This window comes from Micromonospora xinjiangensis, assembly GCF_056150165.1.
Genome location: NZ_JAXCFO010000010.1, coordinates 62419 through 75896, shown reverse-complemented (window position 1 = coordinate 75896; position 13478 = coordinate 62419). Strand labels below are relative to the sequence as shown.

Sequence of the window (13478 nt, the reverse complement as noted above, 5' to 3'; positions counted from 1 at the left end):
GACGTCCCGCCACTTCCGGTGACATCCTCCCGCCCCAATCGCTACCGATCAGCGTGCCCGGACGCGGAGGCCTGGCGCCGCCAATGCCGGGGAAACGGACTTGCTCCTCCTGACAGGTGCAGACGAGGACTGGATACAAGGAGGTACCGGATGAAGGCGATCGTGGTGACGGACGAGGCTGCCGGGACGGCCGGGATGAGGCTGGTGGAGCGGCCTGAGCCGGAACCGGCGATCAACGACGTCGTCGTCGAGGTTCATGCGTCGGGATTCGTCCCCACCGAGATGGCATGGCCCTCGACCTGGACCGATCGCCTCGGCCGCGACCGGACGCCGTCGATTCCCGGGCACGAGCTGGCCGGAGTGGTCACCGCTCTCGGGTATGGCACGACGGGACTGTCGGTGGGACAGCGGGTGTTCGGCCTCACCGACTGGACTCGCGACGGCACCCTCGCGGAGTATGTGGCCGTCGAGGCACGCAACCTCGCGCCGCTGCCCGGCGACGTCGATTTCACGGTCGGCGCCAGCCTGCCGATCTCTGGCCTGACCGCGTGGCAGGGACTGTTCGAGCACGGCCGCCTTCAGACGGGGCAGAGCGTCCTCGTGCACGGCGCCGCCGGCGCGGTCGGTTCGATGGTGACCCAGCTCGCACGCGAGTTCGGTGCCTACGTCATCGGCACCGGGCGCGCCGCCGACCGTCAGAAGGCGCTCGACTTCGGCGCGCGGGAGTTCGTCGACCTCGAGAACGACGACCTCGAGGCTGTCGGTGGAGTAGATCTGGTTTTCGACGTCATCGGCGGCGCCATCGGGAAGCGGTCCGCGGGCCTGATTCGAGCCGGAGGAACCCTGGTGTCCGTCGTCGGGCCGCCCGAGGCGCGGCCCGCGAACGGCCTGGCGGTCGATTTCGTCGTGACGTCCGATCGCGCCCAACTGGGTGAAATCGTCCAGCGGGTGCGGGATGGGCGACTGCGGACGAACATCGGCAAGGTCGCGGACCTCGACGACGCCGTCGCCGCCCTCAACCCGACCGAGCGGCTCACCGGGAAGACGATCATCCGCGCTCGCTCGTGATGATCCGGTGAACGGTTCTGGATCACCGTCAACGGCGTGGCCGGTGTCGTGGCCGGCGGCAGCTGGCCCTCGGCACGCGACTTCCGGGTCACGCCGGTGAGGCTGCGGACGTGCCCGTCCGCGTCCGCAGCCCGCAGCCATCGGGGGGACCCGCCCGCACTGACGGCGGAAGCTCGCCCGGACCGGTGTTCAGACGCGACGACGCCTGCTCAATGCCTCTGCCCGGCGGTGTGCGACCGAGGGAACGCCGGGTCCAGGACGTCGGCATACTCCGGATGGGCATCGACGAATGCCGCCGCGAACGGACACGTCACGGTAGCGGTCTTGCCCTGCCTGCGCAGCTCGTCGAGGACGCCACCGATGAGCCTGGTGGCTACTCCCTTCCCCCGGAACTCGGGGAACACGGACGTCGCCGACAGGATGACGCGGCTGCCGACCGTGTTGTAGACCAGCCCTGCGGCTGTCCGGCCCCCTACCGCGGCCTCGTAGATGCCGAGCGCGCTGTTGTTGGTGATGACGAAGTCTCCTGCGTCGGGCGGGGCGGCTACCGACAGGTTCGAGCCATCCGCATCCTTCTCGACGCTGCTCAGCGTGATCATGTCCTCGGCGTTGTCCGCCACGTTTCCTCCTGAATCTCGGGTCTGGTCAGCGACCCGGCAGTGCCCGGTCGGGTCGGATGAGGTGGCAGGCAGGTCCCGCCTAGAACTGTTGCCTGATCGACGTCGGAGACGTCGACGTCATCCGGTTCACCGCGGTCGACCGGATTCTCGGTGATCAGGAATTCGGCACCGAGAGGCTGATGACGAGCGACCCACGCAGGTCGACCAGGGCCCGCCCCGCCGTGCGCACGAGGCACATGACGACGTGCTCGCAGCCGGGACATCGGGCGACGAGGCCGGGCGCCCGGTTGAACACGCGCATCGCGGCCAGCGGACGGGTCGTCCGGCAGCCGGCGCAGGTGAGCTCGGCGACGGTGAGGTCGGTCCCCAGGATCTCGCCGAGCGGTCCGGCGAGGGCGTTACCGTCCACCCAGGGTGGCTCGTCCGCTCCGACGTTGGTGGTCGACATGGTCATCCTCCGGTGGGTCCGAAACGCTCGGTGCGGATGTTCGCGGGGTTGTGGCCGACGCCGACGAGTAGGTCGGCCACGGTCTCGACGAATCCGGTGGGCCCGCAGACGAACGCCACGGCGTCGGCATCGCGCGGCCAGGCGACGCGGGCCAGGGCGTCCGCGTCCAGTCGTCGGGGTGGCACCGGCCAGCCGGCGGGGGTGACCCTGGTGTAGACGTGAGTGACGGCGACGCGACCGTCGCCTCCGGCTGCTGCGGTTGCGAGATCCGCCGTAAACAGTGCGTCCGACGGGGATCGGGTCGAGTAGAGCAGCCTGGTGGGCGCCGTCGCCGCACGCACCATGGACATCAGGGGCGCCACTCCCGACCCGCCGCCGACCAGCAACGCCGGGCGCGGATCGCCGGGTGGGCGTACGAACCAGCCGCCGAGTGGCCCACGGATCTCGAGCTGGTCACCCGGCTCGGCAACGTCGACGAGGTACGGCGAGACCTCCCCGTCGGGCACGGCTTGGACGGTCACCTCAAGACGGCCGGGCCTCGGGGCCGACGAGATCGAGTAGCTGCGATGCGCCGTGTAGCCGTCGGGAGCTGTCAGCCGGACGTCGACGTGCTGGCCCGGCACGTGACCCGTCCAGCCCTCGACGTCGAGGACCAGGGTCCGTGCCGTCGCCGTCTCCGCCCGGGTGGCCGTGACGGTCGCCGGCTGCCAGGTCAGTCTGCCCGGTACCGCTGCTCGCGCCATGGGTCACCGTAGTTGTGGTAGCCGGCGGTCTCCCAGAACCCGGGCTCGTCGTCGAGACGCAGTTCCAGAGCGCGCAGCCACTTCGCGCTCTTCCAGAAGTACAGGTGGGGAACGAGGAGACGAGCCGGACCGCCGTGCACCGGTGCCAGCGGCTCGCCGTCGAACTCGTACGCCACCCAGGCTCGGCCGTCGAGAAGGTCCTCGAGCGGGAGGTTCGTGGTGTAGCCGCCGTAGCAGTGGGCGACGACGTACTCGGCCGCGGTCTCGACGTCGCCCAGCAGCGTGTCCACCGAGACGCCCCGCCAGCGCGTGCCGAACTTCGACCAGTGCGTGACGCAATGGATGTCGACGGTCGGCTCGTCGGCGGGAAGGGCGGTGAACTCCGCCCATGACCACGTGCTCCGCTCGCCGGTCTCGGTGACGACGGCGAGTTCCCACTCGTCGAGTCCGATGCGCGGGGTCGGTCCCGCCGACAGCACCGGGAAGTCGTCCGTGCGGTACTGGCCGGGTGGGAGATCGGCGTCGTCGCGTCTGCGGCCGCCGAAACCGCGTGTGATCACTGCCATGCGCCCCTGCTCCCGTTGCGGCCGGACGGCCGGGATCCCGCTGCCGTCGGTGCGTCCGATCGGCCGGTGGATGTCGATGGGGCACCCGCCCACGGCGTCGTGGTCAGCGGGTGCCCTGGTGATGAGATTCGCCTCGGTGGGGGCGTGGTCGCCTGCACTCCGGCATACGTTAACTGGACCATCGCGTCCACACTATGCTGGCATGGCCCCTGCCGGCAAACCTAGCCGGGCGGCGGTGGCCTCGGCGGCGACAGCGTGCCCTGCGGCAGTCACGGCGTGTGCTCTTCCGGCGACCTTCTCCGATTTTGCGGATCGATGGACTGTATCGTCCACGAATTCCCGGCCGGTCGAGGTGACGTCGCGCAACCCGCCGCCGGTCGGGCGCCGAGGGCGTGCTGTTTGGTGGTCGTGGTCAGAGCCTCCCCGGCGATGTCTCCCGAGGAGGCTCTGACCACTGTCAACGGATCGGCGCGGTCAGCTCAGCGGCGCGGGTCCTCCTGAATCCTCAGGGCGTTGAGGATCGGGTCGCCCTCGCCCTTCTCGCGGCTGAGCTCGATCTTCAGATCGCCGCCGGTGTGCTCGACGGTGACCGTGTTCATGTCCGCGGTCAGCGCACCCACCTTCGCCTGCACGTCGTGGTCGTAGAGCACGACCTTGCCGTCGACCAGGACATCGAAGGCACGCTTGCCGGCCTTGACCTTCTCGATCTCGGCGAAGTCGAGGCCGATCCGGTACGTCCCGGCGGGGGCGTTCTTGAACACGTAGCTGAACGTCTCGCCGGTCCGCTGGGTGCGGAACAGCGCGTCGTCCTCGGTACCGGCGATGTCGGCCTTGGTGGTACGGGCCTTGCCGCCGACGTAGCCCCACGGCCGCTTGCCGAGCTCCTGGTCGGGAGACCACACGAAGCCGTCGGCACCGACGTACCCGGATCCGCCGACGTCGACGCCCCTCCAGTAGGCCGAGGTCGCCAGGCGGACCGGCTTGAGCTGGGCTTCGCCCTTGCCGGCGTTCGACGCCACGAGCAGGTCACCGACGAGCACGCCGGGCTCGACGTCCGCGTTGTCCGCCGTCGCGGTGACCGTGGTGGACTCGCCGGCCGCGAGCGTGACCGTGCCGGTTGCGGCCGCGCCCGTGAGGGCCAGCCACGGAAGGTCGGCGGCCTCGTGCCCGCCGTCGCTGGTGCGCTTCTGCTCGCTGACGCGCACCTCGAGCGGGGCGGAGCCGCTGTTGGTCACGGTCACGTCGGCCGTCGCCTTCTGGTCCGGGCCGACGAGCCAGTCGAGCTCCCCGGCGGTGACGGTGGCGACGCCCGTGGTCAACGCCGTGTCGACCACCTCGGCCTGATCCTTCTTCGCGATGGTCACGGGGTGGCTGGCGGTGACGTAGTTCGGCGCCGACACCTGCACGGTGTTCTCACCGACCAGCGCCTGAGCCTTCCACCGACCCTTCACGTCGGTCGTGATGACCCGCTCACCGGCCGGGCCCCCGAGCGTGACGATCGCGCCCTCGACGGGCTTGCCGTCGTTGGCGTCGGTGACCGTGCCCTCGATCGTGCCGGCGGCCGGGAGGGTGTACTCCAGCCCCAGTCCGGCCTTCAGGACGGGCTGGTTGAAGGAGTGCTGGCTCGCGGGGTTGCGCGTCAGGCTCTCCACTCCCACAGTCGCCGAGGACCCCCGGGTGAGCGGGTTGTCGCCGCCGACGCCGTCGCCGTACCCGATCTGGATCCGTCCGTCCGCGATCAGGGTGACCGAGAAGCTCACGCGAGCCGTCCGGTCGCTGTAGAAGGCGACGTCGCGCCACTCGATGACCTCAGCGGTCAGGCCGTCCACCTCGGTCCTGCCGAAGTAGATGCCCGCCTCGTCGTCGACGACGAGGTCGTCCCAGAGCGGGTAGATCGCGTCGATCGGGTACGGCGACGGCAGCGCCGTGTTGTTCCCCAGCGTGCTGGCGCGGTCGAAGACCAGCGTGCCGTTCGTCGTCACGCACACGCCGTCCCAGGCCGTGTCGTAGAACGGGAACAGGAAGCTGGAGTCGAACCACAGCACGCCGCAGACGTCATCGCCGTGCCACCCGGACTCCTCCGTACCCTGGCGGTAGAGCCCGTCGGTCACCTTCACCGAGTACGAGCGACCGGCGGGGGCCACCGGCACGGGGCCCGGGTCCGGCTGCTCGGGCTGGGGCTCCGGCTCCGCCGTTTCCGCCCGCGGGTCGAGCGTCACACGCAGCGCGGCAATGCTCGGCGGCTTCAGACCCTTCGATCCGCGCAGCTCCACCGTCAGCGGGCCGCCCTCGTGCGTCACGACGGCGGTGCGCCAGTCGGCGGTGTCCGGCCCCACGGCCGCGGCCGTGTCGTACGCGTACTCCGTCAGCGATCCGTCCACGACGACGTCGAACACCCGCTTGCCCTTGGCCACCTTCTCGATCTCGGCGAACCCGAGATCGATCGCGTAGGTGCCCTTGGGTGCGTCGGGGAAGCGGTAGAACAACTGCTTGTCCGCCGTGGTGCGCTGTGACTGGAACAGGGTGTCGTCCGTCGTGCCTGCGATCGCGGCCTTCGTGGTGGCGACCTTCGTCTTCCCCTCGTAGCCCCACGCCCCGTCGCGGGTGGCCTGGTCGCCGGACCAGGTGTAGCCGGAGCCGTCGGTGACCTTCGGGCCACCGGCGTTGACGCCGACCTGGTACTTCGAGGTCGTGAGCGTCACCGGGACGTAGGTCTTGGACTGCCGTCCGGAGTCGGACCTGACCACGATGTTCGCGCCGAGGACTCCGGGCTTGGCGTCCTTCGAGGAGATCGAGACCTTGACGGTCGTCGACTGACCCGGGGCGAGGGTGCCGCCGGTCGAGGAGAGCGACAACCAGGGCAGGTCGGTGAGCAGGTCGTCTTCGACGTCGACCAGCACGACGTCGTCGGCGACCTGGTCCGCCGCCCACAGCGCCCCGGTCGAGTCGGTCTCGAGGCCGCCGCCCTGGCCCGCCTTCTGGCCGGGGAACCACCACGCGTTCACCAGCGAGCAGTCGTCGGGGTCGACCTGCAGCAGACGGGTGGGCCGGTTCGAGGTGAGGTCGGTGTACCAGATGGTGTCGGACGCCTGGTTGTAGGCCAGGCCCATCACCTCGGGCAGTGGCGGGGCGCAGAAGGACAGCAGCGCGCCCGGGTTGTCGTGCGACGTCCCGGCGACGGTGCCGATCATGCCGTTCGCCCGGCCGCCGACGTAGAACACATCCTCCGCCGGGTTGTAGGCGAGCCCGGTCAGCTGCAGCGTGGACCAGTCACCCTTGATCTGCCGGGTCTCCTTCCCGGTCGTGCGGTCGAAGCAGTGGATGTAGCTGGCCGGGCTGTCCTCCATCTGGCACATGTCACCGGTCCTGGTGTCGAGCGCCATGTCGAACGCCCGGTACGCGGGATTCCACGACGCGTCGAAGACCTTCCCGGTCGGCTTGCCCGTCACCGTGTACGCGGTGTTGGTCCGCGCGTTGTAGTCGTGGACCCAGACGTCGCCGTCGTACCCGATGCCGGAGGGCTCCTTCTGCTCGATCTTGCCCGGGATGGCGATCCGGGTGATGACGTCACCGCCGGAGGTCGGGCCGACCTTGCCGGCCGCCTGTGCCTCCGCGGCGCTCGCCGTGGCCGCCTTGCCGTCGACGTTCGACGGCTTCATGCCGCTCGCACCGGTCTTCCACGCGGTGAGGTCGATGCTGCTGTCCGCACCCTTCCCGGTGCGCGCGGTGGCGCCCGCGGCGTCAAGCTCGGGGTGGCGCGCGGCCTCACCCAGGTTGTACGTGAGCGGGGCGGAGCCGGTGTTGGTCAGCGTCAGCGAGCCCACACCGTTCTGGTCGGTGCCCAACAGCGCGTCGAGGCCGTCGCCCTTCAGGCCGGCGACCCCCGTGGTCAGCCGCGCGTCGATCTTGGCGTTCGCGTAGAGCTTGTCGAGGGAGAAGGGGTATGCCGCGGTCGTGTAGTTCGGCGCGTCCACCGTCATGGTGTAGTCGCCGACCGGAAGTTGGCGATGCACGACGCCGGTCCCGTTGGTCGTGACGGTTTCGACGAGCCCGGTCTTGTTCGAGAACGAGACCTTGGCCCCGGCCACCGGCAGCCCGTCGTTCTGGTCGACGACGGTCGCGTCGAGGTACCCGAAGTCAGGCATGTCGTAGGTGACGATCATGCCGTCGCGCAGCACCGGTGCGCTGTCGGAGAAGCGGATGCCGTCGACGCCGGCCCAACCCTGGATGCCGGTGACGGCGTGGGCGCCGGCGGTCACCGGGTCGTCGGCTCCGACGCCGTCGCCGTAGCCGAAGATGACGGTCCCGGAGCGGGTGAGCGTGGCCGAGAAGCTGACCGGTTCGGTGTACTCCGTCCGGGTCGGATAGGCCCAGAGCTTGGCGTTGCGGTACTCGACGACGAAGGCGTCCTCGCCGTTGACCTTGGTGGCCGCCGTGAAGACTCCTCCGCCGGGGGCGAACTCGACGGGGGTCTGGACGTAGAACGGGAAGATGCCCGCACCGCCGCTGCCGGGTCCGGTGCTGGGGTCAGGGGAGATCACGCCGCGCAGGCCGACACCGAGCGTGTCGTGGCTGCCGTTGTAGAGCGCGATCGGGAACGGCAGCTTCACCGTCGCCCACACGCCGCTGGTGAACGCGACCGGGTCGGTGCCGCGCAGGTACTCGCCGTCGGAGACGGCGCAGCTGTAGCCGCCCTTGTCGACGACGAGCCCGACGGGGATCTCCGGCGACTCGTTCTGCGCGCCGACGGTCAGCGGGACCGTCGCGGGCGAGAAGCAGGCGTTGGGCGTGACGTTCAGCGCGTACCGGCCCTCGGGGACAGCGGTGATCGTGAACGCGCCGTTGGCATCGGTGCGTACCGGCTTCAGCGGCGTGTCCTTGACGGAGACGTCGGCGTTCGGCACGGGCTGCTTCTTGTCGTCGACGACCCTGCCGCTGATGTCGTGCCTCGCGGCGGCCGTGAGCGGCAGCGTGACGGAGGTGTCCTGGCCGAGGGAGATCGTGACGTTGGCGGTCGCGGTCAGGTAGCCGAAGACCTTGGTGCTGAGCTGGTAGTCGCCGACCGGGAGGTTCGTGGTGAACCGGCCGTCCTTGTCGGTGCCGATCGACCGGCTGAACGGTCCGCTGATCGTCACCTCGGCGGCGGGGACCGGGGCGCCGTCGGCGGTGACGACACCGGTGAGGGTGCCGCCCTGCCGCGGTGCGAGCTCGAGCAGGCGGACGAGGTCCAGCCGGCCCTCGCCGTACTTGTTGTTGAACGCGGCGGTGCCGCCGCACTCGGTGTCGTCGACGTCGACGGCCGACTCGGCGAGCAGGCGGCGGGTCTGCTCGACCTGCCCGATGAGGGTCGGGTCGTAGCTCCACAGCGCCGCGACGGCGCCCGCGACGTGGGGGGCCGCCATCGAGGTGCCGGACATCTCGGTGTAGCTGTCGTTCGGGTAGGACGAACGGACGGCGTCGCCCGGAGCGGAGATCTCGGGCTTGATCCGGTCACCCTCACCCTCGCCCTTGCGGGAGAACGACGCGAGCGTGCCGTCCGACGAGTAGGCGCCGACGGAGTAGGCGCTCTCGGCGGAGCCGGGCGAGGAGACGGTGTCGCAGGCCGCGTACGGCGTGGTGTTGCCCGACGACCAGACGCTGAAGATGCCGGCGGCGCTCCAGGCCTCGTCGATGGCCCGGAAGAAGTCGTCGAAGGCGTGCTCGGCGGTCTGGCCCCACGAGTTGTTGATGACATGGGGGCGCTTGGACGGGTCGGGGTTGTTCCCCTGGACGTCGGTCGGGGCGAGCAGCCACCAGCCGGACCGCAGCAGCGACTCGACGCCGGTGCTGTCGCAGCAGCCGTTCGTCGCGATCCACTGCGCGTCCGGGGCGACGCCGACGTGGTTGGTGCCGTCGTCGCCGACCATGGTGCCCATGGTGTGCGTGCCGTGCCCGTTGTCGTCGCACGGCGCGCCCGCGCACGTGCCCCGGGTGGCCATCCAGTTGTAGTTGTGGTCGACGGTGCCGTCGGGCTTCGTGCCCCGGTACTGGTGCGCCAGGGCGGGGTGGTCGAATTGGACACCCGAGTCGAGGTTCGACACGGTGATGCCCGCACCGGTGGCGCCCATGGCCCAGGCCTCGGGGGCGTGGATGGCCTCCAGACCCCACGAGACGAGGCCTTCCTCGGCGGCCTTCGCGGCGGCGGGGCGGGCAGCCCTGTCAGCGGGGCTCTGCTGGTCCACGGGTTCCACCAGCGCGACCTGCGGCGTCGCGTGGATCTCGGCGACCTGCACCTTCGAGGCGACGTCCAGGGCGAGCTTCTCGGTGCCCCCCTTGACGAGCACGGCGTTGGCGATCGGGTAGGAGGTGTACTTGACGCCCGCCCGGTCGAGGTCGGTGGCCACGGAGGCCAGGGACTTCTGCGCCGCCGCGGTCAGCGCGTCGTAGACGAACCGGCCGCGAGCGGCCCAGTCGGTGATCTTCTTGGCCGGCCCGAGGTCGGCGTTGGTGTCGAACCTGATCCAGAAGTCGGACGCCGGCTGCGTGCGGAAGCGGTCCTTCAGGTTCGACGCGATCTTGCTGGCGGTGGGGCCGGGATCCGGCTCAGCGGCGGACGCCGGTGGCGGTTGGATCATGCTCAGGCCGACCGCTACGGCCAGCGAAGCCGCGAGGGCTTTGAGTCTCATGTGGGGTCCTTCGGCCTACAGGGGTTGGTAGGGGTCGTGGCTCTCGGGGTCGTCGGCACCGTCGGCGTCGGGGGCGTCGGGGGCGTTGACACGCGGCTCGCGGGACAGCTCGGGTGGTGGCGGGTGCGCGACGGCGGCGTCGTCGCGCGCGACAGAACGCTCAGGCATGCATCGCCCCAGGGCTATGGATCATGGGGTCATGCTCGGCGGGACCGAGGGATCCTCGCTATCCGGCGGATACGTCAATTTTCACGACGCGTCGCCGAGCGTTTCCTCTTCCGCGAACACCCCGGCCTCCACCGCCTTGACCGCGAGCGCGGTGCGGGAGGTCACCTTCAACTTGCGCATCGCCGCACGCAGCTGCTGATCCACGGTGGCCGGCGACTTGGCCAGGATCCGGCTGATCTCCCGGTTCGTCTTGCCGGCGACAACCAGTTGGACCACATCGAGCTCACGAGGTGAGAGCTGGTCACCGTAGCCCCGTCGACCGCCGCGCCACAGTCGGGGAACCTCGGCGCCGTGTTCGCGAAGGCGCTGTGCGACCCGGTCCGCGTCGCCGCGGGCTCCGAGCCTGAACAGGTGCTCGTACTGTGTGGCCAGCAGCCCCCGGCCGTGCTCGACCTGGCCGTCCGCGATGAGCGCCTCGGCTTGACGCTCGCGGGCGAGCATGGCGTCGTAGGGGCGCGGCAACGCGCTCCAGGCGCGCGCCGCCCGATCGTATGCCGCCGCCGCGCGGGAGTGGTCTCCGGCCGCGGCCAGCAGCAGGGCACGGCACACGGCGAGGGCGGCGCGAGGCGCAGGCGCCGTACGACCACGCAGTCCTCTGGCGAACTGAACGCTCAGGCGTGTCGCGGCCGCACGGTCGCCTGCGGCGAGGTGCGCCTCGATCCGGGCGGGGACGAGGTCCGTCGCCCAGACCCAGATGCCTTTTCTCCGGACGGTGTCCATCGGCTCGTTTGTGACCTGCAGCGCCCGGCCGCTGTTTCCGTCCGTCAGCCACAGCCTGGCCAGCGCCGCGGCGGCCTCCATCGTGTCGTCGGCGGCGCCGAGACGGGCGGACTCCTCCAGGACCAGCCGGAACTGCTCCTCCGCAGCGCGCCGCCGTCCGGCTGCGGCGGCCAGCCGGGCCGCGAGGCGAATGCTGCCGAGGTAGTGCGCCGGCCGGTCCCGGTCGGCGTCGGCGAGGGCCGCGCTTCGCTCCGCCAGACCCTCCCACCGGCCGGTGAGCCACGCCAGGTTGGCCTGTTCGAGTCGAACGTTGTGGTGCAACCGGGACGCCTGCTCGGCCTCGGCGAGGCGCATGGCCACGGCGAGGTGCTTCTCCGCGTCGGCGTACCGACCCCAGATCAGCGCGCCGGTCCCGACGTTCGCGTGGATACGGGCCACGTCGAGACGCTCCGCCGAGGTCCTGCCGTCGACAGGCAGGGCGGCGACGACGTCCCAGGCCTCCTCGTCGCCGAGCATGAGCAACGCGGCGGCCCGGTTGCCGGCCAGGTTCAGCCGTTCTGCGGGAGAGTCGACCTCGGCGGCGAGTTCAGCGGCGCGGTCCAGCCAACGCCGATGGGTCGACGCCGGCCACGGTCCCGCGTAGGCCCACCCGAGGTAGGTCATCGCCCGGGCCGCCTCGACCGGGTCGTGGTCGAGGCTGGCCACCGCCTGCTCGAGCTCGCCGAGCGCGGCCTGCGCCTCGCCCGCGGTGATCAGGAGCCGACCCAGGGGGTTGCGGATCTCGGCCTGCTGGCGGGCGGAGAGACCGGGGGTCTCCAGCACCGCGCGCAGGGTACGGATCACGCGGTGGTGGACCTCGTCGACCGGTTCACGACGGCCCAGTGCGGCGACTCCGGCGATGCGCGCGACCCGCGCCCGGTCCGCCGGCGGCAACACGGCCCACGACAACAGATCGACCAGTAGGTCGACCGCCTTGGTGTGGTCACCCGAGGCGATGGCCAGCTCGGCACCCTGCTCGGCGTAGCGCGCCCAGGACTGCGTCTCGCCCGCCTCCCGGAAGTGGTGGGCGAGGCGCGCGACAGGCGGCGGGTGGATGTTCTCCAGGGCCCGGCCGGCCAGCAGGTGGAAGTGTCTGCGGTCGGTCAGGGGGATCGCTTCGTAGACGGCCGTGGCGGCCAGCACATGCCGGAATCGCCACTGGCCGCGGTCGTCCGTGTCCAGAACGCCGGCATCGGCGGCCTCCGCGATGGCGTCTCGACACGCAGCGGGTGACAGGCCGGCGGTCATCGCGATCGTCGCCACCGACGACCGCTGCGCCAACGTGGCCGCGGCTCGTAGCACCTGCTGCGCCGTCGGCGACAGACGGCTCACCCGTTCTCTGGTGGAGTCGCGCACCGTCGGCGGCACCCGTAGCTCGCGCAGCTTCAGCCGGACCCACTGCCCGTCGCGGAAGACGAGGTCGGCGCGGTCGCACATGAGGCGAACCGACTCCTCCAGCGCCAGCGGAACGCCACCGGTCCGCTCGTGCATGAACGTCGCGAACTCCTGCGAGATCGGGTTGCCGTCCAGCATCGAGGACACCAGCGCTGCCGTGTCGTCGGGTCGCATCGGCGCCAGGGCGATCCTCAGCTGGGTCACGCCGGCGGGCAGGCGGGACGTCAGCCGCAGCAACAGCGACCCGGTGTCCACCTCCTCCGGCCGATAGGAGATCACGAGGCTTGGCCCGTCCGATTGCTGCCGGGAGGTGACGAACAGCAGGAACTCCAAGGTCACCTCGTCGGCCCAGTGAGCGTCTTCGAGCACGAGAACGTCGACACGCAGAGCCCGCAGCAGCTCCTCCAGGGCGCGGAACAGGCGATGCCGTGCCGCCTTCGCGTCGTCCAAGGGCTGCAGTGCGGGCGGCAGGTCCGCGGACCATTCAGGGAACAGCGGCCGTAACGCACCCGCAAGCGCGGTGAGCGGCAATCGCGACACCGGGCGGTCGATCCCACGGAACGCGTCGACGATCGGCCCCAACGTCAGCGACTCGCGAAGCGGTGGGCACACCGAGACCAGGGCGGTGCGGCGGTCCGGCGCGGCCAACCACTCCCGCAGCAGTCGGCTCTTCCCGATTCCCGCCTCGCCCTCCACCAGCACGATCGCCGGTGGCCGGGTCAGGGCGGCCCGGAGCGCCGCCATCTCCCGATCACGGCCCACGAAGTGCGGCGTGGAAACCCTGGGTGAAGTTCTGTCGTCCTCGGGCGAGGGGTCGAGCATGCGTGATGATCTCGCTCCTCGCGGCGCGGGCGCAAGTACCCTCGCGGCGACTCGAGCCCGGACCGGTCAACGACGGGCTGAGGCTCCTGGTTGGGGCGTCGGCGGTCGGAGTGGTCACCAGAACCCACGCCAAGAGGTTCCGGAGCCCAAGGCCGGCGACGAGA

General features: G+C 70.7%; 8 protein-coding genes. 1 reads left to right on the top strand and 7 read right to left on the bottom strand.

All coding sequences use genetic code 11. The features are described 5' to 3' along the window. Positions 1 to 150: 150 nt before the first annotated feature. Positions 151 to 1068, top strand: a complete 918-nt coding sequence (locus tag SM573_RS27355; RefSeq protein ID WP_474614108.1) for an NADP-dependent oxidoreductase — start codon at positions 151 to 153, stop codon at positions 1066 to 1068. A gap of 209 nt (positions 1069 to 1277) precedes the next feature. Here SM573_RS27355 and SM573_RS27350 read toward each other — a convergent pair whose 3' ends face one another. From SM573_RS27350 to SM573_RS27320, 7 genes are all read right to left on the bottom strand, one after another. Continuing rightward, entirely contained in the window at positions 1278 to 1688 is a 411-nt protein-coding gene (locus tag SM573_RS27350; RefSeq protein ID WP_474617374.1) for a GNAT family N-acetyltransferase, read from the bottom strand. Positions 1689 to 1842: 154 nt separating this feature from the next. Further along, entirely contained in the window at positions 1843 to 2136 is a 294-nt protein-coding gene (locus SM573_RS27345; RefSeq protein ID WP_474617373.1) for a DUF6510 family protein, read from the bottom strand. A gap of 2 nt (positions 2137 to 2138) precedes the next feature. Then, complete coding sequence (locus SM573_RS27340; protein ID WP_474614111.1) at positions 2139 to 2879, bottom strand: FAD-binding oxidoreductase; 741 nt, start codon at positions 2877 to 2879, stop codon at positions 2139 to 2141. Beyond that, positions 2849 to 3445, bottom strand: coding sequence for a sulfite oxidase-like oxidoreductase (locus SM573_RS27335; RefSeq protein WP_474614112.1), 597 nt, complete (start codon positions 3443 to 3445; stop codon positions 2849 to 2851). The genes SM573_RS27340 and SM573_RS27335 overlap by 31 nt, the downstream gene beginning before the upstream one ends. A 479-nt stretch (positions 3446 to 3924) precedes the next feature. Then, positions 3925 to 10110 carry a S8 family serine peptidase gene (locus SM573_RS27330; protein ID WP_474617372.1) on the bottom strand — a complete coding sequence of 2062 codons (6186 nt, stop codon included), beginning with the start codon at positions 10108 to 10110 and terminating at the stop codon, positions 3925 to 3927. A 15-nt stretch (positions 10111 to 10125) separates the two neighbouring features. Then, positions 10126 to 10278 carry a hypothetical protein gene (locus SM573_RS27325; RefSeq protein ID WP_474614114.1) on the bottom strand — a complete coding sequence of 51 codons (153 nt, stop codon included), beginning with the start codon at positions 10276 to 10278 and terminating at the stop codon, positions 10126 to 10128. 81 nt (positions 10279 to 10359) lie between these two features. After that, positions 10360 to 13314, bottom strand: a complete 2955-nt coding sequence (locus SM573_RS27320; protein ID WP_474617371.1) for an ATP-binding protein — start codon at positions 13312 to 13314, stop codon at positions 10360 to 10362. Positions 13315 to 13478 lie beyond the last annotated feature (164 nt).